Annotated in this window: 23 protein-coding genes; 16 read left to right on the top strand and 7 right to left on the bottom strand. The window is 53.6% G+C overall.

The annotated features are described in order from the left end of the window. Together JJU47_RS05645 and JJU47_RS14675 are read right to left on the bottom strand one after the other, a co-directional pair. A complete protein-coding gene (locus JJU47_RS05645) occupies positions 1-1,011 on the bottom strand; it encodes a tyrosine-type recombinase/integrase (protein ID WP_228616959.1) in 1,011 nt (336 codons plus the stop codon). Positions 1,012-1,028: 17 nt separating this feature from the next. Then, positions 1,029-2,087, bottom strand: coding sequence for a GGDEF domain-containing protein (locus JJU47_RS14675; protein WP_228616957.1), 1,059 nt, complete (start codon positions 2,085-2,087; stop codon positions 1,029-1,031). A 352-nt stretch (positions 2,088-2,439) separates the two neighbouring features. Between JJU47_RS14675 and JJU47_RS05635 the strand changes: the two genes are divergently transcribed. The 7 genes from JJU47_RS05635 (at position 2,440) to JJU47_RS05605 (ending at position 10,241) form a co-directional block, all read left to right on the top strand. Beyond that, positions 2,440-2,844, top strand: a complete 405-nt coding sequence (locus JJU47_RS05635; RefSeq protein WP_228616955.1) for a CoA-binding protein — start codon at positions 2,440-2,442, stop codon at positions 2,842-2,844. A 129-nt stretch (positions 2,845-2,973) separates the two neighbouring features. Continuing rightward, complete coding sequence (parE, locus tag JJU47_RS05630; protein ID WP_228616952.1) at positions 2,974-4,941, top strand: DNA topoisomerase IV subunit B; 1,968 nt, start codon at positions 2,974-2,976, stop codon at positions 4,939-4,941. Positions 4,942-4,943: 2 nt separating this feature from the next. Beyond that, positions 4,944-7,349, top strand: coding sequence for a DNA topoisomerase IV subunit A (parC, locus tag JJU47_RS05625; protein ID WP_228616950.1), 2,406 nt, complete (start codon positions 4,944-4,946; stop codon positions 7,347-7,349). Between the two features lie 251 nt (positions 7,350-7,600). Then, positions 7,601-8,299, top strand: coding sequence for a hypothetical protein (locus JJU47_RS05620; RefSeq protein ID WP_228616948.1), 699 nt, complete (start codon positions 7,601-7,603; stop codon positions 8,297-8,299). Positions 8,300-8,429: 130 nt separating this feature from the next. Continuing rightward, on the top strand, positions 8,430-9,041 hold the full coding sequence (locus JJU47_RS05615) for an NUDIX hydrolase (protein ID WP_228616946.1): 612 nt from the start codon (positions 8,430-8,432) through the stop codon (positions 9,039-9,041). A gap of 15 nt (positions 9,042-9,056) precedes the next feature. After that, positions 9,057-9,773 carry an MBL fold metallo-hydrolase gene (locus tag JJU47_RS05610; RefSeq protein WP_228616944.1) on the top strand — a complete coding sequence of 239 codons (717 nt, stop codon included), beginning with the start codon at positions 9,057-9,059 and terminating at the stop codon, positions 9,771-9,773. 18 nt (positions 9,774-9,791) lie between these two features. Then, entirely contained in the window at positions 9,792-10,241 is a 450-nt protein-coding gene (locus tag JJU47_RS05605) for a GNAT family N-acetyltransferase (protein ID WP_228616942.1), read from the top strand. Positions 10,242-10,396: 155 nt separating this feature from the next. Here the strand turns inward: JJU47_RS05605 and JJU47_RS05600 are convergent, their stop codons facing one another. Both JJU47_RS05600 and JJU47_RS05595 read right to left on the bottom strand, forming a co-directional pair. Further along, complete coding sequence (locus tag JJU47_RS05600; RefSeq protein WP_228616940.1) at positions 10,397-10,939, bottom strand: GNAT family N-acetyltransferase; 543 nt, start codon at positions 10,937-10,939, stop codon at positions 10,397-10,399. A 61-nt stretch (positions 10,940-11,000) separates the two neighbouring features. Then, on the bottom strand, positions 11,001-11,396 hold the full coding sequence (locus tag JJU47_RS05595) for a hypothetical protein (RefSeq protein ID WP_228616937.1): 396 nt from the start codon (positions 11,394-11,396) through the stop codon (positions 11,001-11,003). A 580-nt stretch (positions 11,397-11,976) separates the two neighbouring features. Here JJU47_RS05595 and JJU47_RS05590 point away from each other — a divergent pair. The 5 genes from JJU47_RS05590 to JJU47_RS05570 all read left to right on the top strand — a co-directional run bounded on the left by JJU47_RS05590 (position 11,977) and on the right by JJU47_RS05570 (position 16,529). Beyond that, positions 11,977-12,825 (top strand): transporter substrate-binding domain-containing protein, encoded by an 849-nt coding sequence (locus JJU47_RS05590; protein ID WP_228616935.1) that lies wholly within the window; start codon positions 11,977-11,979, stop codon positions 12,823-12,825. 2 nt (positions 12,826-12,827) lie between these two features. Further along, positions 12,828-13,523, top strand: coding sequence for an amino acid ABC transporter permease (locus tag JJU47_RS05585; RefSeq protein WP_228616933.1), 696 nt, complete (start codon positions 12,828-12,830; stop codon positions 13,521-13,523). 93 nt (positions 13,524-13,616) lie between these two features. Further along, positions 13,617-14,525, top strand: coding sequence for an AAA family ATPase (locus JJU47_RS05580; protein WP_228616931.1), 909 nt, complete (start codon positions 13,617-13,619; stop codon positions 14,523-14,525). Position 14,526: 1 nt separating this feature from the next. Then, on the top strand, positions 14,527-15,555 hold the full coding sequence (locus tag JJU47_RS05575; RefSeq protein ID WP_228616929.1) for a DUF58 domain-containing protein: 1,029 nt from the start codon (positions 14,527-14,529) through the stop codon (positions 15,553-15,555). Further along, positions 15,552-16,529, top strand: coding sequence for a hypothetical protein (locus JJU47_RS05570; RefSeq protein WP_228616927.1), 978 nt, complete (start codon positions 15,552-15,554; stop codon positions 16,527-16,529). The genes JJU47_RS05575 and JJU47_RS05570 overlap by 4 nt, the downstream gene beginning before the upstream one ends. A gap of 39 nt (positions 16,530-16,568) precedes the next feature. Here JJU47_RS05570 and cls read toward each other — a convergent pair whose 3' ends face one another. Both cls and JJU47_RS05560 read right to left on the bottom strand, forming a co-directional pair. Further along, the gene (gene cls, locus JJU47_RS05565) at positions 16,569-18,035 is read right to left on the bottom strand and encodes a cardiolipin synthase (protein ID WP_228616925.1); all 1,467 of its coding nucleotides are present in this window, start codon (positions 18,033-18,035) and stop codon (positions 16,569-16,571) included. Positions 18,036-18,131: 96 nt separating this feature from the next. Next, on the bottom strand, positions 18,132-18,914 hold the full coding sequence (locus JJU47_RS05560; RefSeq protein WP_228616923.1) for a LysM peptidoglycan-binding and 3D domain-containing protein: 783 nt from the start codon (positions 18,912-18,914) through the stop codon (positions 18,132-18,134). A 208-nt stretch (positions 18,915-19,122) separates the two neighbouring features. Here JJU47_RS05560 and JJU47_RS05555 point away from each other — a divergent pair, with 208 nt between their 5' ends. Beyond that, entirely contained in the window at positions 19,123-19,383 is a 261-nt protein-coding gene (locus tag JJU47_RS05555) for a DUF1294 domain-containing protein (RefSeq protein ID WP_228616921.1), read from the top strand. 143 nt (positions 19,384-19,526) lie between these two features. Beyond that, positions 19,527-20,342 (top strand): AraC family transcriptional regulator, encoded by an 816-nt coding sequence (locus tag JJU47_RS05550; RefSeq protein ID WP_228616918.1) that lies wholly within the window; start codon positions 19,527-19,529, stop codon positions 20,340-20,342. A gap of 29 nt (positions 20,343-20,371) precedes the next feature. On the opposite strand, the gene JJU47_RS05545 is transcribed toward JJU47_RS05550, so the two are convergent. Beyond that, positions 20,372-21,130: a glucose 1-dehydrogenase gene (locus JJU47_RS05545; RefSeq protein WP_228616916.1), complete on the bottom strand. Its 759-nt coding sequence runs from the start codon at positions 21,128-21,130 to the stop codon at positions 20,372-20,374. A gap of 191 nt (positions 21,131-21,321) precedes the next feature. Between JJU47_RS05545 and JJU47_RS05540 the strand changes: the two genes are divergently transcribed. Further along, positions 21,322-22,182 (top strand): alpha/beta fold hydrolase, encoded by an 861-nt coding sequence (locus JJU47_RS05540; RefSeq protein ID WP_228616914.1) that lies wholly within the window; start codon positions 21,322-21,324, stop codon positions 22,180-22,182. Then, on the top strand, positions 22,179-22,724 hold the full coding sequence (locus tag JJU47_RS05535) for a hypothetical protein (RefSeq protein ID WP_228616912.1): 546 nt from the start codon (positions 22,179-22,181) through the stop codon (positions 22,722-22,724). The genes JJU47_RS05540 and JJU47_RS05535 overlap by 4 nt, the downstream gene beginning before the upstream one ends. Positions 22,725-22,738 lie beyond the last annotated feature (14 nt).

Below are 22,738 nucleotides of genomic sequence, written 5' to 3'. Positions count from 1 at the left end.
TTATCGTAAACCGGTTATCGCTTGTTTTTTCTTCTCGTCACCGATATGGGCATACACTTGTGTCGTCGCGACCGATTCGTGTCCGAGCAGTTGTTGGATCGTCAACACGTCGACCCCTGCCATCGCCAGACGTGAGGCAAACGTATGACGAAGTTTGTGCGGCGTCACTTGTTTATGGACGAGGAAAGGCAAATACGGCTTCAACCGGTCGATGTGACCCTTCAACATATGCTGCACCGTTCGCACGGCGATCCGTTTTCCGGCATCGGACCGAAGCAACGGGCCGCTACGCGGACTTGCCGACTGTTCGAGCAAGGCGATCAACGGGGTCGCGAGCGGGAGGAGGCGTTCTTTATCACCTTTTCCGATGACGCGGATCGTGCCGGTCGTCAAGTCGATATCGCTCCAATCGAGGCCGGTGAGCTCCGAGACGCGCATGCCGGTCAGCCCGAGCAGTTGGATGATGAGGAAGTCCCGGTCCCGGTTCCGTTCGAACCAAGCCGCCTCGCGGTCGGACATGCCGACGTTGCTGCGGACGAGCGTCGAGAAGTCGAGCCATTCCTGCTCGGTCAAGTAGATCGGGTTGCGTTTGGCCCGCTTCGGCCGCTCTACGGCTTGGAACGGATTCGTCGTCGTGACTCCGCTCTCGATCAAGAAATTGAAGAGCGACTGCATCGAGGACAACTTCCGATTGATGACGCTCGGTGCGTTGTCGAGCTCGAGGGCAAGGTATGTCGCGTACGCATCGGCTCCCGCATGGTCGAACTCGATGAACGAGTCGGCCTCGACGGTCGATGGGTCGACTTCTGCCGCACTCGCCATCTCGACCCACCGGAAGAAGTCCATAAAGTCGTATAAATAGCGCTGGGCGGTCTGTTCAGAGTAGTGCTTGGCCGCCATGTGGTTCAAAAATCGTTGGATGAAGCCGGGCATCCGCTCATAACCGTTCAAGTCAAAACGGCGTGCAGCGGTTGGTGCCGGCGCTTGACCGAGTTGACGAAACAAACTCAACAGTAATCACTCCTTCATTAACAAATCGATGTGATGACCCGGTCTTTTCCGGCCTGTTTACCAGCCCGTAGCCGGTCATCGGCTTCTTTGACAAGCGTCTCGACACATGCGGCGGCGGATCCGTCCCGGTATGAGACACCGAACGTCATCGTCACATGTAAACGTGACCCTTCATAGATCGTCTCGGTAGATTTGATACGGGCGCGCAGCTCGTCGAGGCTCGTCGCGACTTCCTCTTCTGACTGGCCCTCGATGAACAGGAGCAACTCTGCGCCGCCCCAACGGACGCAAACGGCGTCCGTCCACGTCAAGGTGGCGGCGACACGTTTCAAGACGAGGTCGCCGCAGTCGTGTCCGTACCGTTCATTGAACGCTTTGAAGTGGTCGATGTCGGCGAGAGCGACAGCATAAGGCCGCCCTGCTGAGACGGTCCGTTCGATCGCCGTCTCGATATGGGCCGACCCGGTCATGCGGTTGTAGAGGCCGGTCAGTCCGTCTCGCGAGGCGAGCGTATGCAGGCGCCCGTTCGTCCGTTCGAGCTCGGACGTCACCTCGACGACCGACCCTTCGAAGATGAACGAGAGTCCGGCGATGAGTCCGATCGTCGACAAAAGGCAAAAGAGGCCCAGTCCTTGCTCGAACGACGGGGTGAGCGGTTGCGTCCCTGTCGTCACGGTGACGTACAGGAAACCGTAAATAGCCATGGCGAGGCCTGTCGTCGCGATACGGACGAGTCGGCTCACGTTCGGCATGAAGAACACACCGTAAGCGGCCATGATGATGAAATAGTGGACGTTCGCACCCCAGCCGAGGACGATCGTCGAGATGACGGCGTTGTAGACGACTTCGATGAACAAGCCGGTGAAGAACGTCCGATAGTAACGCTTATGTACGAAATAAAATGAAATCGAGTAGTAAAGGACGCTCGCGACGTTCGACCAGGCGAGCAGACCGACGTCGAGCCGCCAAAATGTGATTAAGAACACGACGTGGATGAACCAGGCGAGCGCGTTCCCGTATAAAGTGATGCGGTAGTTGTATAACGTACCGCGACGTTCCTCATAGGCAGTCCCCACGTGAACACCTCCTTTTACCAGTATACCGAACTCACCTCCGTTTGCCCATGCAAGTTCGTGAAATCACGTCAATCTGTCTGTCGAGAACCGCTAAGAACGGTCCGTATAATTGCGTGAAATAGATATTTCACGCAACGTTCTTGTGTGGGCGATTTTACACCCGAACGAACATCGACCAGTATATTCGATAATCGAAGGCTCTTAACATGGTTTACATAATAAGTTATAGTAAACCAATTGATTTGTTTTAAAAAAAGGAAAGAGTTACAGTTGTATGTAAATTGAAAATAAACCTTGAACCGCGATTAGGGGAACGGTACACTGAGAACGTAAACAAAAGGGGGCTACTGGAATGGACGACCAGCGTTTGAAACAATTGCTCGAGGAAGCGAAGACGATTGCCGTCGTCGGGATCTCCTCGAATCCGAACAAGACGGCCAACCAGATCGCAGACTATCTGCTGCTGCAAGGGTACACGGTCATCCCGGTCAACCCGACGCTCGAGACGTGGAACGGACGCAAGGTGTATCCGACCGTCGAAAGCATCCCGGGCCATATCGATATCGTCGATGTGTTCCGGCGCAGTGAGTATTTGGCCGGCGTCGCCGAGGATGCTGTCCGGCACGGGGATGTCGGGCTCATTTTCAACCAACTCGGGCTCTCGAGTGCCGAGGCCGAACGAATCGCCCGCGACGCCGGGATCGATTACGTCGAGAACCGATGCATCTACGTCGAGCATGCCCGCTTGATCGGCTAAGACCTGCCTCCTTGGTAGGTCTCCTTTTTTTCACGTGTCAAGCGTGACAAGGGAGGCTTGCCAGAATTCAAAAATCGCTATACAATAGGTTAGAAAAACGAACGTGTGTTCGAAATTGAGGTGACGGAAATGTCAACAGATTTATTCAATTACAATGAAGACGCCATCCAGGTGCTCGAAGGACTCACGGCCGTACGAAAACGCCCAGGAATGTACATCGGTTCGACCGACCACCGCGGGCTGCATCACCTCGTCTATGAGATCGTCGATAACGCGATCGATGAGGCGCTCGCCGGCTTCGGCGGACAGATCGACGTGACGATCCATAAAGACGATGCCATCACGGTCCGTGACCACGGACGTGGCATGCCGACGGGAATGCATGCTTCCGGCAAACCGACGCCAGAGGTCATCTTCACCGTCCTCCACGCCGGCGGAAAGTTCGGCCAAGGCGGCTATAAGACGTCCGGAGGGCTCCACGGGGTCGGCGCCTCGGTCGTGAACGCCCTCTCGAGCAAGGTCGTCGTGACGATTTACCGTGACGGCAAAATATTTGAGCAGACGTTTGCCGATGGCGGCGTCCCACAGACGACTCTTCTCGAGACCGGGAAGACACGCCAGACCGGGACGAGTGTCACTTTCAAACCGGACGCAAGCATTTTCTCGACGACGACGTACAACTACGACACGCTCGCCGAACGGCTGCGGGAATCGGCTTTCCTGTTGAAAGGATTGACGATCACGCTGACGGACGAGCGTTCTGGTAAAGAAGAGACGTTCCATTACGAGGAAGGGATCGCCGAATTCGTCCAGTATTTGAACGACGACAAGGCGACACTCCACCCGATCGTCTACTTCGAAGGGACCGAGAACGACATCGAGCTCGAACTCGCCTTCCAGTTCACGGACGCCTACTCAGAGAACGTGCTCTCGTTCGTCAATAACGTCCGCACGCGCGATGGTGGTACACACGAAGTCGGTGCCAAGACGGCGATGACCCGAATCGTGAACGAGTACGCCCGGAAGAACGGCTTGTTGAAAGAGAAAGATAAGAACCTTGACGGCGGTGACGTCCGTGAAGGGCTCACGCTCATCGTCTCGGTACGGATCCCAGAGGAATTCCTCCAGTTCGAGGGACAGACGAAGTCGAAACTCGGCTCGCCTGAGGCCCGTACGAGTGCCGACGGGGTCATGGCCAAGCAACTGACGATCTTCCTCGAGGAGAACCCGCAGATGGCGACGATGCTGATCAAGAAAGCGATCCGCGCCGCCCAGGCCCGCGAGGCCGCCCGGAAAGCCCGGGAAGAAGCGCGTAACGGCAAGAAGAAGAAACGCTCGAGCATCTTGAACGGGAAACTGACACCGGCGACGTCGAAGAACGCCGCCAAGAACGAACTGTTTCTCGTCGAGGGTGACTCGGCCGGCGGTTCGGCCAAACAAGGCCGTGACCGGACGTTCCAAGCCATCTTGCCGCTCCGTGGGAAAGTCATCAACTCGGAGAAGTCAAAACTTCAAGACATCATGAAAAACGAGGAAATCAACACGATCATCCACGCGATCGGGGCCGGTGTCGGCCACGATTTCGACCTCGAGGACTGCAATTTCGACAAAATCATCATCATGACCGATGCCGATACGGACGGGGCCCACATTCAAGTGCTCTTGTTGACGTTCTTCTTCCGCTACATGCGCCCGCTCGTCGAGGCCGGCAAAGTGTTCGTCGCCTTGCCGCCGCTCTATCGCATCTCGAAAGGGAAAGGCAAGTCGGAACAGTTCGAGTACGCCTGGGACGAAGAGGCGCTCGAGAAGCTCGTCAAAGTGTATAAGAAAGGCTATATCCTCCAACGCTACAAAGGTCTCGGTGAGATGAACGCCGACCAGCTGTGGGAGACGACGATGAACCCGGACACACGGACGCTCATCCGCGTCACAGTCGATGATGCCGCCGTCGCCGACAAGCGCGTCTCGGTGCTCATGGGAGACAACGTCGCCCATCGCCGGGAGTGGATCGAGGAGAACGTCGCCTTCGGCCTCCAGGAAGATGATTCGATCATCGCCAATGAACACGTGACTAAAGCGATTGAGGAAGTGATGTAACGATGTCGACGATTCAACACATTTTAAACTTGTCGCTCGAACAGGTCGTCGGTGACCGCTTCGGGCGTTACTCGAAATATATCATCCAGGACCGGGCCCTCCCGGACGCGCGCGACGGGCTCAAACCCGTCCAGCGCCGCATCCTGTATGCGATGCACCATGAAGGCAACACGAACGAGAAACCGTACCGCAAATCGGCCAAGACGGTCGGGAACGTCATCGGTAACTATCACCCGCACGGTGACAGCTCCGTCTATGAGGCGATGGTGCGCTTGTCGCAGGACTGGAAGTTGCGTTATCCGCTGATCGACATGCACGGGAACAACGGCTCGATGGACGGCGACTCGGCTGCCGCGATGCGGTACACCGAGGCCCGGTTATCGAAGATCGCCGGTGTCATGCTGACGTCGATCGCGAAGAACACGGTCGACTACACGCCGAACTTTGACGATTCGACCGAAGAACCGCTCGTCTTGCCTTCACTCCTCCCGAACTTGCTCATGAACGGGACGACAGGGATTTCCGCAGGTTATGCGACCGAGATTCCGCCGCACAACTTGACCGAGGTGCTCAATCTCGCCATCGCCCGCTTGAAAGGCGAGGTCGATACGGCGACAGACGCCCTCGAATATATGCAAGGACCGGACTTCCCGTCCGGTGGGATCGTCATGGGACGCGACGGCATCTTGAAGGCGTTCGAGACCGGCAAAGGAAAAGTCATCATCCGCGCCAAATCGGTCGTCGAGCCGCTCAAAGGCGGACGTGAACAGATTACGATCACCGAGCTCCCGTATGAGGTGAACAAGGCGAACCTCGTCAAGAAGATGGAAGAGCTTCGTCTCGACAAGAAAGTTGAAGGCGTCGCCGAAGTCCGTGACGAGACGGACCGGACCGGTGTCCGCGTCGTCATCGAGTTGAAAAAAGAAGCCGATGCGGAAGGTGTGCTCCACTTCTTCTTGAAGCATACCGACCTGCAACTCGCCTATAACTACAACATGGTCGCCATCGTCAACCGGACGCCGAAACAGATGGGACTCTTGCCGATCATCGACGCGTATTTGAAACACGTTGAAGAAGTCGTCACCCGCCGGACGACGTTCGAGCTCGACCAGGCGAAGAAACGCGCCGAAATCGTCGATGCGCTCGAACAGGCCATCTCGGTCTTAGACGAGACGCTCGAACTCATCCGGTCGGCGAAAGACAAGGCTGAGGCGAAGCAGAAGCTTATGACACGCTTCTCGTTCTCGGACCGTCAAGCCGAAGCGGTCGTCATGCTTCAATTGTATCGTTTGACGAACACGGATATCGTCGAGCTTCAAAAAGAAGCGTCGGCGCTCCAGAAAGAGATTGGCCGTCTCGCCAATATTTTGAACGTCGATGCGACGAAGCGGAAGCTCATCTCGAAAGAGTTGACAGCGCTCCGTGACGAGTTCGGCGACGCACGGCGCTCGGTCATCGAGTCAGAGGTCGAAGAGTTGAAACTGAAGACCGAGGTCATGATCGCCGTCGAGGAGACGATGGTGTTCGTCAGCCGCGATGGCTACGTCAAACGCTCATCGATGCGCTCATATGGCGCCTCGAGCGACGATATGCCGGAGATGAAACAGAAAGACCGTCCTGTCCTCGTCACGCAGGCGATGACGACGGACCATCTGCTCGTCTGGACGAACAAAGGCAGCTACCTGCTCATCCCGGTCCATCAGATTCCGGAGTCAAAATGGAAAGACGCCGGTCAACACGTGGCCAACCTCGTGCCGATCGAAGGCGAGCAAGTCGTGTCGGCTGACGTCGTCTCGACGTTCGAGTCGGACGCGCACTGCCTGTTCGTCACGCGTGAAGGGATGGTCAAACGGACACCGCTCCGTGACTATGACGCCCAGCGCAAGTCGAAGGCGCTCATGGCACTGAAGCTGAAAGGTGATGACGAGGTCGTCTTCGCCGGGATCAGTGACGGTCCAGGTCAACTCTTCCTCGTGTCGGAGCGGGGTTACGGGCTCTGGTTCAAAGAAGATGACGTACCGGTCGTCGGCCAGCGAGCCGCTGGTGTCAAAGCGATGAATTTGAAAGACGGAGATCTCGTCGCCGACGCGTTCGCTTTCTTCACGCCGCCGATGTTCGTCCTCGTGACGCAACGCGGGGCCGTCAAGAAAATGAAGCTCGAGGACCAGTTCGACTGCACGAACCGCAACTTGCGCGGGACGATGCTCATCCGTGAGGTCAAATCGAAACCGCACCAGATTCGCCGTGTCTTGCCGGTGCATGGGGATGAGACAATCCACATCGTCGGCAAAGAGAAAGCGAAGACGGTCAAGGCGAAGCAATTGACGCTCTTAGACCGCTACGCCAACGGCTCGTTCGTCTTTGACGAGGAGACGTTCGGTGAAATTGAGGACGTGTACCTCGATTAATGCGAAAACCCTTGTACAACAGCCGTTGTGCAGGGTTTTTTTGTTTCGTTATACTGAGAGTGAGTAGAATTGGAAAACAGTTCTTTAGGGAGGTGACAGGTTGTACAGGAGTAATCGTTCCGAGATCGGTTATGACCAAACGATGTGCAATCAGGGGAAGTACAGAACGTATCGGGTACTTTTGTTTCAAGGTACATTGTGAATGAGTACGTGGTGAGATAACGCTCAACAAGAAACGAGGCAATCATTCCATGCGAGAATTACTGAACGACCCAAACATGAACAACTACCCGGAGTTCCGCACGTTTTGTGAATTGAAGGATCGGGGATTTCGGAAACAGGCACTCGCTGCGCTGACACCGTTTATTGAAACAGTGAAGGATTGTGATTTCGAGCAACGACAGGAGTTCGTCGCCTGGCTGTTCACGCTCAGTGAACCAACACGGCAAGACGATGTCCCTGATGTATTCGTGTATCCACTCGTCACGAACATACTAAAACCGACGCTCGTTGAGTGGACGGAGCGGTCATCTGAAGACGCTCGTCCATACCGTTGGCTCGGCCTTTATGCGTTTGAAGAGTTATGGCACGAACGACTCGAACGAGCAATCGAACTTGGGGGAATGGCAGAACAGCGTGCGATCGAGGCACTCATGACTCATAAAATCTCTACCCTTAAGTTCTCGTTTCACCATATTAACGAAAACGTGTATCTCGGCGAGGTCAATCGGGATCGCGCAACCATCGCAGAAGCGAGAAAGTTGATCCACCATGTATTGAATGAGGAGAAACGAGCGGGTTATGAGATCGAATTGAGTTACCATAGTGAGTTGCTCGCGGATTGGGTCACATATACGCAATCGGATTCGGGGCAGGAACGTTTTCTCGACTGGTGTGAACGGAACGGGCGCGATTATTTTATTACCGATACTTTTTATTTCGAAGAATGATCGAACACGGCCTTTATTTATGAATCATGCTGTCATCATATACTTTTTAGGAGGAGCGGGTACGAGGAAAAAGGAACAACTCGCTCATATGGCGAAATGGATAAACAGGACAAACGATGGAGGGATGACTATGTCACAATGGCTCATGTGGGCCAAACGGCTCCAGGCGCTCTCACAGGCCGGCCAGACGTTCACGAAAGACGAGTACGACCGGGAACGCTATCTCGAGATCCAACAAATCGCGACTGAGATGTTTGAACAGCAGTCGAATCTAGCGCTTCATGAGCGGACAGAGCTTATTCATGTCGACGGTTATCCGACTCCGAAGCTCGATGTTCGCGGTGTCGTGTTTCGGGAGGACCGCTTGTTGCTCGTCAAAGAACGCTCTGACGGTCTATGGACGCTCCCGGGCGGCTTCTGCGAAGTCGGGTTGTCCCCGGCGGAGAACATCGTCAAAGAGATTGAGGAAGAGTCAGGCTTCGATGTAGCCCCGATTCGGCTTGTCGCCTTATTCGATATGCATCACCATCCACATCCGCCTTTGTCCCAGCACTACTATAAGCTGTTCATCGAGTGCGAAGTGATCGGCGGGGAGGCGCAGGTGAGCCAAGAAACGAGTGACGTCGGCTTCTTCGGCCGAGACGACTTGCCTCCGCTCTCGCTTGCCCGGAATACGCTTGAACAGCTTCATATGTGTTTTGAGGCCCGTTGGCAAGACGACTGGGTCACGTTGTTCGATTAAGGGGGAGGGGATTTTGTGTTGGTCACACGTCTAGAACATGTTCACCAGCTGACGTTTTATGCACCGGTGCTGCCGATCAACGTACAATTGATCGAGAAGGAACTAGGGCTCGTCTTGATCGATACCGCTTTGGAACGGAATGCGGCAGACATCCTCGCGTACATCGAGGCGCTCGAACAGCCGCTTCTCGCGATTTTATTGACACACGCCCACGGAGACCATGTCGGGGGCGTCGACGCGATTTTGAAGGCTCACCCCCATGCGGAGCTGTACGTGTCGCGTCGGGATGCGAGGTTGCTCGACGGGGATCGGACGTTAGATCCAGATGAACGAGAGTTGAAAGTAAAAGGTTCCCTCCCCAAAATCCATTCGTTACCCGACCAGTTGTTGGATCCCGGGGAGCGGTTGTTTGGTCTTCGTGTGTATCCGGCAGCGGGGCATACGCCGGGTTCCATCGCTTATTTCGACGAGGGCAACCGCATACTGTTCGCCGGCGACGCATTCCAATCCCACGGGGGAGTCGCGGTGGCGGGGGATGTCAGACCGCTCTTTCCGCTTCCTGGGTGGGCGACATGGGATAAACGGGCAGCGGTCGAGAATGCTGAGCGGCTGATCGACTTGGCGCCGCGACATACGTTCGTCGGTCACGGTCCGGAGATTGCCGGGACGCATCGGTTATATCGTGCGCTTAAACGCGCCAAACGTAAGCAAGCACGGTTGTTTGCCAGATGATGCCGGAGGTGCCACATGATGGAGTTACGTGAAATTTATACGACGAATTATGCAGCGGCTGAGCAAATGCTCGAGATCCAACGAAACGCCTATGCAGTCGAGGCCGAATTGATCGGGTTTGATGAGATTCCAGCCCGGTACGAGACGGTCGAGGTCATTCAAAACTTGCCGGGCACGAGTTACGGCTTGTATAATGACGAGCGGCTGATCGGGTTCATCACGATCGAAGCGGCCGAGAACACGGTCGAGGTCACGAAACTATGCATCGATCCGACGTATTTCAGGGCACGTCTGGCGACGACGTTGCTCGAACACGTGCTCAGTTTGCATGAAGACAAACTTGTCTATGTGCACACTGGGAAACATAACGGACCGGCGAAGCGGCTTTATATGAAACTGGGGTTTGAACCGAGCGCTGAGTTCGAGCCCGAACCAGGTGTCACATTGATCCGATTCACTAGAAATTGAATCTCAGCTCTCAATCTCACATTCCGTCTCACTTCTTTAAGTATACTAAAGGATTGAGACGGAGTTTTATTTTCACTGATAATATATGTTATGTTAACTAGAAGAAAAAAGAGAAACGCAATGTCAGATTTGACGTCTCGCCTCTCAGCTGCAACTCAGAATATCTTGTACCAATACAACGTCAGTTCGATGTTCGGATTGCCGGTTTGCTTTAGCGTATCCACACCACCGAGTTCGAACCCTTCTTTCGTATAAAATCGACACGCGATCACATTATCGTTCTGCGCTTCGAGCGACAATCCAAGCAACGATTGCTCTTTTGCCCACGTTTCTGCAACACCGATCAGCATATGACCGAGCCCGCTGTTTCGATACGCTTTCTGCACAGCGATGTTCTCGATATATGCAAAACGGTTCCAGTCTCTTACGACGCGGATTTGTCCGATACAAGCCGTCTCATCGAATGCCAAGAATACTTGTTTGTCCTCACGATTGATGTATTCAGACCAGTCCAGTGAATCGTCCGGGAATCTCGTCTCTTGAACTTTCCCATATAACTGTTCCTCATACGTCCAAACTCCGTCACTAAAGCTCGGAATGATTTTCCCGATGACTGGAAACGGATCATTTGCCTCGTTCACGACGCTGACGGAATCCTCATTTAACGCTTGAATCGAGATATCTAGGAATTCTCTCATTGGATCTTTCTCCTTTTGGCCGCTCCTATATCGTCTCCTCAGACTAGCCATACAGTGGCGGTTATGAAATCAAACTTGGAGGTTCTGTCGACAACACTTCGATTACATCATGTGGTGTCAGGAACACATAATGGTGAATATCATAGATTTTTTCGTAAATGTTGTCTGACTCTTCAGCTAGCCATTCCAAATAGTTTGAATCGGTCACTTGGAAGAGTGTCCAGTCGCCAAAATAATCCGCGTCATAATGTTTGTATAGATGGTCTAGCATTTTGAAAAGCGTTCCTTCGTCTGTATTTCGATACGAAAACACAAGTCCGTCAAATAAGAATGTATAGTTGTTCTCATCCGCATCGGTAAACACGAGTTTTAATCCGTCTTTATCATCAATTAGAGCCTGCAATTCTAGTTTAGCCGGCACCTCTTTATTGACGTTGCATCTTTCCGATTTCGCCATTCGCATCCCCTTCTTTTATTGTGATCGTCACGCACGCACATTACATACCCATAAAGAATAGGGTCATGAAATTCCAAAGCGATAACGCGAGCGGAATGAGGGAAAAGATGGTAACCCATCTTTTCTTCATAAATAGTCCGATCAAAAGTGTGAGTAAGCCGATTATTAAAACGACGATCATAGTCATAAATGTCATGGTTGGTCCATCCTCCGGAGCTAGATGATTGTAATTGGATGCAAAGATAGCTGCATACCATTCGTATTTTACATGATTTGCTATATTGATGTGAAAATCCTCTTTCTCTATAGTCAACATTAACGGTTTGGTGACTCAATTTCGTTCATTTTTGAACGTAGTTCGTCCCCACCCGCTCAAATCCTTTTTATACAAATTCATATCTGTTTCGAATAAATAGATAAACTGTGTCACTTCACTGAATCGTTCATTCAAGGACATGTTAGCGCTTTATGTATTTATGTTTCAAATATAATTTATCGCCTGTTTCAAAGTGTTTAGGAGTTGCCACAGGACTAGTGTCATGCTATTTTTAGACAGATGATAACTTAAGGAGGAACTTGAATGAAACGTATGACAAAAGGTTTGGCAGCATCCCTATTACTCGCTGTCCCGCTCGCGGCGTGTGGTGATTCTAGCACCGATCAGGCCGAGACTTCGCGCTGGGACGAGATCAAAGAAGAAGGTACACTTACGGTCGGTACGGCCGGCACGCTCTACCCTGCTTCGTTCCGGGCTGAAGAGAGCGACGAGTTGACAGGATTCGATGTCGAGTTGATGAAAGAGATCGGGCAACGGCTTGACCTCGAGGTTCAATTCAAAGAGATGGCGTTTGACAACATGTTGACGAGCGTTCAAAACGGGCAAGTCGACGTCGCGGCGAACGATATTTCGGTCACAGAAGACCGGAAAGAAAAGTTCGCGTTCTCGACGCCTTATAAGTACACGTACGGGACGGCCATCGTCCGAAAGAGTGACCTCTCAGGCATCGACTCGCTCGAGGACTTGAAAGGCAAGAGAGCCGCTGGTGAAGCGACGACCGTCTTCATGGAAGTGGCCCGTCAGTACGGAGCAGAAGAAGTGATCTATGATAACGCGACGAACGACCAGTATCTTCGTGACGTCTCGACGGGGCGGACCGATGTCATCTTGAACGACTACTACTTGCAGACGCTCGCCCTAGCCTTCTTCCCGGAGTTTGATATCGCCATCCACCCGGATATCGCCTACAACCCGCAAGAAGTCGCGTTCCTCATGGCGAAAGAGAACGATGAGTTGCAACAAAACATCGACCGCGTTCTCGCTGAGATGCTTGAGGACGGTACGGTGAAAGAATTGTCGGAGAAGTTCTATAACGGCGCGGACGTCTCGGTCGAGCCGGACGTCGATGCGACGATCGTCGAATTGGACTGAGCATGTTCGAAGGAGTGAAATGGGAGGCGATCTTTGACGCCGACTTGGCCATCCGCTCGTTCCCGTATCTTCTCGGAGGACTGCCGAACACGCTATGGATCTCATTCGTCAGCATGTTCTTCGGACTCGTGCTCGGGCTCATCCTTGCCCTCGGTAAGCTGTCACCGTCGCGTTTGTTGCGCTTCCCGTCGACGTTTTATATCTCGTTCATGCGCGGTGTCCCGATTCTGATCATTTTGTTTATCTTATATTCCGGATTCCCGTTCATCGGGATTCAGTTTGCGGCGTTGACGGCGGCGATCATCGGGTTCAGTTTGAACTCGGCCGCCTATATCGCCGAGATCATCCGGGCCTCGATTCGGGCAGTGGATAACGGACAGGTCGAAGCGGCCCGCTCGCTCGGGATGAACAAGTGGCTGACGCTCAAAGGGGTCATCTTGCCACAAGCGACACGGATCGCGCTCCCCCCGCTCTCGAACGTGTTTCTCGACTTGATCAAAGCGAGCTCGCTCGCGGCCATGATCACCGTCCCTGAGATCTTCAACAAGGCGAAGATCGTCGGGGGCCGCGAGTTCGATTACATGACGGTCTATTTGGTCGTCGCCCTCATCTATTGGGGCATCTGCACGTTCATGTCGTTCTTCCAAGACTGGCTCGAACGGCATTTTGAACGCTACTTGGATTCACCGAAACGATGACGCTGCCGTCATCGTTTTTTCTTTTCGTATCATACGAGCGTTTTAATGTGCTATGATTTTCTTAAATATTCAGAAAAAGACGGGGGAACTAAAATGATACAACCATGGACCACATATTTGAACGACCAGGTGATCGGACAGTCGAAAGCCATCAAGCTGTCGACGATCGCCCTCCTTTCTGGCGGACACGTACTGCTTGAAGACCGGCCGGGGACCGGGAAGACGACGCTCGCACGGAGTCTCGCCTCTTCCGTGTCTGCTGCCTTCCAACGGGTGCAATGTACGCCGGACACGCTTCCGAGCGATATTTTAGGGATGGAGCTGTTCAATCCGACGACCGGTTCATTCGAGCGCCGGACTGGACCAATCTTCACATCGATCTTGCTCGTCGATGAGATCAACCGGACGACGCCACGGACGCAATCCGCACTCCTTGAGGCGATGCAGGAACGCCAAGTGACACTCGGGGAAGTCTCACTCCGTCTACCGGACCCGTTTTTCGTCATCGCGACGCAAAACCCGTTCGACGGGCAAGGCACGTTCCCGCTCCCACAAGCCCAACTTGACCGTTTCTTGTTCAAACTGTCGCTCGCACCGTTATCTCGTGAATCGGAACGTCGACTGCTTCGGAACGAACATTTGAGTGCGGCGCCGTTCACGCTGAAACAAGACGAACTCGCCAAGATGCAACAAGCGGTCCGTGACGTGACGTTCCACGAGGCGATAGAGGATTATCTCCTCGATTTCGTCGAGGCGCTACGCCATCACCGGGACATCGAGGTCGGTCCGAGCCCGCGTGCGACGCTTGCCTATACGATGGCAGCACGGGCCCACGCTTTCATGGACGGACGCGATTACGTGTCACCGGAAGACATTCGGGCGCTCGCCTTGCCGATTCTTGGCCACCGTGTCGTACTGACGGTCGAGGCGTCGCTCAAGACGAAACCGGCAAAACTCATCAAGTCTGTTCTTGAGACCATCGCGGTCCCATCAGAGGTGTGACATGCAACTCGTCAGCCCTCGCTACCTCGAGTCCGGGTATATGTGGCTCTTGTTCGTCGTCGGGGTGTTCATCGCTCTGTACGGCAACGTCTTCCTCGCGAGTGCGATTCTCGGCTTCAGCCTGTATGCGCTCATCATGCCGGAGCTGTTGTTCCGTCTCGCCGATCATGTGCATGTCGACGTGACCGATGAGTTGAAGCTGTTCCCGGGGGACGAGGAGACGTATACGATCAACTTGCTGTCGACGGCGCCGGTGCCGCTCGGCGTCGTCCGGTTGTCGGGTTACCTGCATCCGACCGTCGATTCGGAGGACCACGCGTTTTGGCGCCAAGAGAACTATGTCGGCCGGGAAGCGGAAGTCGGGTATACGTTGCCGCTAAAGGCAATCAAACGCGGACCGATTCGGATCGAAGCGATCGGCATGGAGATTCGCGACCCGCTCCGCATGTTCTCGCTCTATAAAGAAGAACCGCTCGAACGGATCGGTTACGTCTTTCCAGACTTTTTGCCATATCCGATCCCGAAACGACCTCCGACGTTACCGGGAGAAGAGATGGTACGTCATAGTGCTTATCGCGACCCGGAGACGTTCCAATCGGTGGCGCCGTACCACGGACAGCCGATGCGACAACTATACTGGTCAGCGTACGCGAAGACGGGGGAACTGCTCGCCCGGACCGAGCAACCCGTCCAGGCGAACGAGTACGTCGTCGTCCTCGACTTGCTGACGAAAGACGGGCGCGCCCTCACCCATCAGATGGAGCGGTTGATCTCACAGGCAGCCGCATTATGCCGCGACTTCGAGAAAGAGAACGCGAGCTACGGACTCATCGTGCCGACGCTCACAAAAGACGGCATCACGTACGACCTTGCCCCGGGAAGCGGTGAGACCCATTTCCGCAAAGTGATGACAACGCTCGCTTGTCTATCAGAGCGTGACTTCCCGCTCGCGCGGTCGTTGTTCGAACGGAAAGTCGCGAAGTACGGGGGCAGCCAGTCGATTCTTCGCCTTGGAGGTGACGGACGATGAAACTGTTGTGGTGGGTATTTGCCGCCTTCTATGTCGGTCACGTCTTCCCGCTCGTCTATCTCTTCACCCTCCGTCTGCCGCGCAATTGGCAACTTGGGGCTCAGACAGCGTTAAGCGTCGCGGCGCTTTTCTTTTCCTATGAGATGAGCATCACGTTGCTCTTGTTCACATACGTCCATGCCTTCATCCGGACGCTCGACTGGACGGACCGCTACGCGATCGCGAGCGTTCTGTTCCTTATCGCCGATTGGTTGTTCCCGCCGGCGTCGCAGCCGCTCGCGATGATTGCGTTTCCGTTCCTGTTCTTGTTCTGGCAACGGAGCCTCTATTACCGACGTGACTACAAACGGATGTTGTCGATGCTCTTCATCGGGCTCACCGTCGGTCTCGTCCTCGCCTTGCTTCTCCGTACGGTGAAAGAGCTCTTGTTCGGGGACTTGGTCGCATGGGTCAGTCCGTTCCTCATGTGGCTTGGCGGTTGGTTCGACGGCATCACGCTCGACCCGTCGGACCGGGTGAACCGCTTCATGGTGCCGGACAACCCGAACCTCGATGCGGAGACGATGACGAATGAGACGTTCTTCGAGACGGCGTCGAATCAGACGATGCTCTTCCTCGGATTCTTCATTTTCTTACTGGTCGCGGGTCTCGCTTTGTTCTTCTATGTGCGAAAGCGGAACGAGGTACAAGAAGACGCGGTCGTACCAAGACGGACCCATACGCCGCACATGCGGTCGTCACGTGCCGTGCGGACACCGAAGCATGTCCGGTTACTCGATGCCGGGCGACGGCTCGAGAAGGCTCATCCGCGTCATCGAGAAGAGACGGCGCATGATTGGCTGACACGCATCCGGTTCACCGACGCCCCGCTCTTTGCCTCTTGGCTCGAGGCGGCCGAATACGGGGAGAAGGATGCCCCGAACCCGATTGTCGAAGCGTTCGAGCAACATGTCAAAAAAGTGCTCAAACAATAAGACCAGCGCGACCTTGAAGGGTCCAGCGCTGGTCTTTTCTTATAAGATCGGGCTGAGCAACCGGGATACGCTCTCTTTGAAGCGAATCCATTTCGTCCGCGTCTCGTAGCGCTCGATCGTCAATCGTTCGGCGCATGCCGTATCACGCTCGAACGCCTCGATGACAGAACGGGCGACCGTCTCATCATAGACGAGGGCCGAAATCTCGAAATTCAAATGAAAACTTCGGGCGTCGATGTTCGTCGTCCCGATCGAGGCGACCTCATGATCGATGACGAGCGTCTTCGCGTGCAAAAACCCTTTCTCATACGTGTAGACGTCAGCGCCGTAACGGACGAGTTCGGCCGCGTTGGCGTACGTCGCCCAGTAGACAAACATATGGTCCGGTTTGTTCGGGATCATCAAATGGATCTTTGTCCCGGACATGAGCGCGATTCGACACGCATCAAGGAAACTCGCGTCAGGGATGAAGTAAGGGGTTTGGATATAGATGGCGTCTTTCGCCTCGGTGATCATTTTGACGAGCATGTTTTTCAAATGCTCGGTCGTCGAATTCGGGCCCGACGTGACGATTTGGACCGGTGCAGCGAATGTGTCAAGCGTCCCTTGCGGCCAGACGAACGCTTCTTTCTCCGTCTTCTGCTTTGTCGGGACGGAGCGGTTCCAGTCGAGCAGGAAACGTTCGAGCAGCTCGCGCACGGCTTCACCTCGGATGCGCAAGTGAACGTCGCGCCAATAGCCGAACTGTCGATTCGTCCCTAAATACTCATTACCGACATTGAAGCCACCGATATAGCCGATTTCGCCATCGATGACACACAACTTGCGGTGGTTCCGGTTGTTGACACGGAAGTTGATGCCAAGCCGTGACGGAAAGAACGATTTCACTTCACCTCCATGGGCGAGCAGCTCTTTGAAATGATGCCGCCGCAAGCCACGGGATCCGACCGCGTCATACAAGAGACGGACACGGACACCTTGCTTCGCCCGCTCCGTGAGAGCAGCGATGAGCGCTTGGCCGAGCGAATCGTTTTGGATGATGTAGTATTGGATGTTGATTTCGCTCGTTGCCGCATCGATATCATGAAACAATGCCTCAAACTTCTGCTCCCCATCATGAATGACTTGAATGGCGTTATGATACGTCACGAGGGCGTTCGTCGACAGCAAGTTCAGACGGGCGAGGCGCCGGTACTTCGATAGGAGCGGATCGCTCGTGAACAAGTCTTGCCTTGCGTCTAGTTCGTCGAGCTGTTGTTGGACGTGATGAGCGTATTCGATCCGTCGTTCTTCATCGACTTGATAAAAATTGTTCGACTTGATCAAGCGTCCGAAGAAGATATAGATGAAGAAGCCGACGAGCGGCAAAAAGAACAAGACGAGAAGCCAGGCCCACGTCGAGCCGATGTCGCGTCGTTCGAAAAAGATGATGGTGATGGCGAATATCATGTTCAGAATGATCAAGATCATCCCGAGCACGCTTAAGATGATTTCTGTCGTCAGCATTTGATTCACCTTCCCTTTCCTGTTGTTTACCCGCCATCGTCAAAGATGAAGACACAAAAAAACACCGCGTATGCGGTGTTTTTGGGGTCGTACGAATTAGTTTAATACTGTGATTTTGACAGATTGACGACCAAATTGGATCGCTTGTTCTTGTGTCGGCATCAAGAGATCGATTTTGTTCCCTTTGATTGCGCCGCCAGTGTCTCCAGCGATGGCTTCGCCGTAACCTTCAACATAAACTTTAGAGCCGAGCGGGATGACTGAAGGGTCAACCGCGATGACTTTTTGGTTCGGGTTTGAACGGACGTCGATTCCTGTTGCTGTGATACCTGAGCATCCTGCACAGTATGGTGTATAAGCTGTGGCTTCAACTGTCATCGTCTTACCCGAAGCCGGAGCTTGAGTTTGCGTTGTCGACGTAGACTGTTTCGTCACAGGTGTAGATGTTGAAGCTTTTGGTTTCGCTGCAGGGGCGTTATTCGCTACTGATGCAGCGGCTGCGCCTTTCACCGCGAATTGTTGACCTGGGAAGATAAGATCCGATGAGAGACCGTTCCAAGTCATCAATTGGTTGACAGTGACGCCGTTGTTAGTCGCGATTCGATACAACGTGTCGCCTGATTTAACTGTATACGTATTAGATGAGTTCGAAGCTTTTGCTTCTGCCTTGCCAAGTTTCAATACTTGGTTCGGGTAGATCATATTTGAGTTTAAGCCGTTCGCTTGTTTAATGTCGTTTACAGAGACGTTGTTGTTCACGGCGATACGATACAATGTATCTCCAGACTGAACTGTGTGTGTTGATGCTGCCGAAGCTGGAGCAGCGACTCCTAAACTAAGGCCAGCGAGTGCCGTTAGTGTCAATAGTGGTTTTTTCATAAGAATATTCCTCCCTTTTCTAACGCTCCCTAACTGTAACACCTCTATATTTCAGCGCCGTTACAGTGCGATATGAGAGTGATATCAGTTCAGTTACAGAACTTTATTGGTGCGAAGTCAAGGGTGAGTTTCTTACAAATCGGATACAAATGGCTTTGTTGAGCCGTTTCGAGGTATACTGAACGGAGAAGAAAGGGGTGGATAGTCTTTGGAACTATTACTGCTATATTACATTGTGACTAATTTACTAGCTTTTATGACATTCTTTCTCGATAAACGACGGGCAAAAGCCGGTTCGTGGCGTATTTCGGAAAAAACGTTGCTCACGATGGTATGGGTCGGCGGGGCGTTCGGCGCGTATGTGGCGATGCGGCTGTTTCGTCACAAGACGTTGAAGCCAGCCTTTCGGCTCGGCGTGCCGATTGCGATCTTGATTCACGCAGGCATCACGGCGTACTTCATCTTTTAACGCCATTATATAGAAGGAACATGATTCGTCCATTTTCGCGAGGATGGATCAGAAATGTCAGAATCATCGTCTTTTTAACTGGAAATAGATTATCAGGACGGCGGAAATTCAAAAGAAATGTTCTATTGTTGAGGTGGATGAGTTTGAACGATACAGGAACGATTCTTTATGTAGAATGGTCGGGCGAACAGGTGCCGACGATCGGATTAGACGTGACGACGCATTTCCATGCGTTCATCGTCAGGCAAGGTCGAGCCGACTTGTTGCTCAATGGGGAAAAGATCCGGCTCAAAACGGGAACGGGGCTCCTTGTCGGTCCGGGGCAATTGATGAGACGCGTCGGATGGACCGACGAGACCCGTCTCGTGGAGATCAAGGTCGACCCGTATGATTTGTTCGCACCGGCGTTGGCGGAACAGTATGTGACGCCTTATATGAACACGTCTCATCTGACGAGGAAACAGCTGACACCGACAAATCGCCCCGAAAAGGCGGTGCTTGATACAATCGATAAGGTAGCCCGGACCGTTAAATCCGATACCCCGTTCTCTTGTCTCGACGCCGCGCTCCAATCGACCGTCCTCTGGCGCTATTGGATACAGCAAAAATGCGAGGAACCTCCACGCATGACGGGGAAAGATCGGATGACGGCGATGCTCGCTCATATCCATGCACACGTCACGCATCGTCTGACTCTCGAGCAAATCGCCACTGCGGGGGGCTTGAGCCGAGCGGAATGTTGCCGCTATTTCACGAAGTGGTGTGAGACGACCCCGCTCTCATATGCGTGTGACGTCCGGATGGAAGCGGCGGCGCGTCGATTAAAGGAGACGTCTGATTCGGTCGCCGTGATCGCGGACCAGTTCGGCTATTCGAGCGTCAGCCATTTCGTCCAAACGTTTAAGAAAGTACATAAAGTTACGCCACTTGCCTACCGTAAAGGAAAGAAGGCAAACTAAAAGCCGACATGAGTCGGCTATTTTTGTAGTTAGCGAGCGGTCCAACCGCCGTCTGCTTTCAGCACGTCACCGTTGACGAAACTTGAATCATCCGAGGCGAGGAAGAGCGCGACCTTGGCAATCTGTTCCGGTTCGCCCATCGGTGCCTCCCCTGCTCCTTGGATGGCCCGCATCCCGAGTTCGCTCGGTGCGGTGATCGTGGCGCCGATGTTCGTATTCACACCGCCCGGGGCAATCGCGTTCGCCCGAATCTTATGGAACGTACCGTATGTTGCGGCAATGTTTTTCGTCAATCCGATCAGTGCATGTTTCGAAGCGACGTACGAAGCACCGCCCCGCGTCCCGAATAGCCCCCCGACCGAGGCGTTATTGATGATGACTCCGCCCGAGTCTTGCTTGTCCATGACCTGAATCGCGGCCCGGGCCAATTTCATCGGTCCAGTCAAGTTGACGGCGATGACCCGGTCCCACACTTCGTCGGTCACTTCTCCGACCGTCAAGAAGTTGTCCATGATGCCGGCGTTGTTGACCAAGATGTCGAGGGAGCCGAACATATTCGTTGCCGTCTCAACCATCTTGTCGATGTCTTCCTGCTTCGTGACGTTCCCCGCGACCGCGACCGCTTCGCCGCCAGCATCCTTAATGTCACGCACCGCCGCTTCGACCGCATCCCCGTTCATGTCGACGGCGACGATGCGCGCCCCTTCTTTTGCGAAAAGCTTGGCGATGGCGAGTCCCATCCCTGAACCGGCACCGGTCACAAGCGCTGTCTTCCCTGATAATTTCACACAGCATTCCTCCTTGTCTACGTAACGGACGACATAGAAAAACGACAAGTGCGACTGAACACATGTCATTATAGATATACCCCGATTTATACGCAATCATCTGGCGAGATGAGGAACTTTTCTACAATTTTTTGGTCTCTTCCCGTACAATAGACACATACAGATATTGGGAGTTGAAAGGGGTGAGTCGAGTGAGTCGTTATCATGCAGAAGTGGTCGGGCGTGGGATCCCCGTTTTGTTTTTACCGTCCGGTGGATTCACTGGAGAGGAAGGGCGTTCGCTCGCCGAGGCGTTGCGCGACGAATTTGAGGTCCATTTGCTGGATTTGCCCGGGTTCGGAAGAAGCGAAGGGATAGGACAGGTTGTCGATGCCAAACAGTTGGCCGATTGGGTCAAAGGCTACGTAGAGTCCCGGCGACTCGGTCCCGTACACGTGATCGCTCACTCGCTCGGCGGCGCCGTCGCGCTCGCTTTCGCTGTTCATTATCCCGAACAAGTGGAGCGGCTCGTGTTGCTCGACCAAGGACACAAGTCGTTCCCGCGCGTTCCTATAAAAGAGTATGAGGTCTTTGGCTTCGCAGTACCGATCTTGAGCGGACTCTATCGTCTGCTAGGACCGCGGTTTTTAGAGCACATCGAACGAAAAGTGGTGTCGGACAAACCGTCCTCATCCATCTCAGATGACAGGTTCCAAGTTTTTTGTAAGCAGACCGGTCTCCCTGAACGAGATGAGATTCGTCATGCGTTGGACGCACCAGCCAAGCTCGAACGAGGTGGATTACAGTTGTTGTTCGGCTTCTATCACCTTGATGTGCCATTTCTTATGCGTTCACTTCAAGTACCGACCTTGCTCGTCTACGCTGATTTTGTCGGACTGGACGCCAAAGAAGCCCGATTGACGAAGTCAGCCATTATCGACCTGCAACGGCATGAGCTGCCAATTACCTACATACGTCTGACTGGGGGCCATTTCGTCCATTGGAACCCTGCGTTCCCGATTGAACAGGTGCTCCAGTTTTTACAATCTCAGAAAGTGAGTGGTCTTAGATGAAGCGTCAGCAAAAGATTGTCCTGATGATTGTTTCCGTATTGTTGTTATCAGCCGGAGTTGCCTGGGGAGTTGAGAAGACGAAGCAACCCCAGTTGCCTGAGGGAGCGGAACCGATTCTCACTTACGACCTGACTGACCGTGACATGAGTCTTCGCTTTTTCACGCAACGTTATGTCGACGAGTTGAGCGACGACACATCCACACAAGGCGTTGGCCTCGAAATTACCATCGACGACCGCATCGAGTCGATCGCTTCGATTTCTCTGTCTGAGGAAGATCTCATGTGGTCGACTGCCGGCCAAACGTGCGAAAATCGGTCAGGGGGTGTGCCCTACGACATCCTCTACGGCGTGAACCAAGGCATGACGACTCGAGTCGTCGTCGAATTGAACGGAGAGCAGTACGAACCAGAGTTGTTAAAGACGAAGGCCGGGAATGATGTCTGGTTCGTCATCGTCGATCAAATCGAGTCAATCGAGTTAATCACCGGGTATGATGCTGCCGGTAACGTGACATACGAGTTCAAAAATAAAACAGACTGAGGACGAGCCCCCAG

Origin of the sequence: Exiguobacterium sp., assembly GCF_020832205.1 — a bacterium.
In the GTDB taxonomy this organism is placed as follows: domain Bacteria; phylum Bacillota; class Bacilli; order Exiguobacteriales; family Exiguobacteriaceae; genus Exiguobacterium.
Note: the sequence above shows the minus strand (reverse complement) of the source record. Positions and strands in the feature narration are given on the sequence as shown.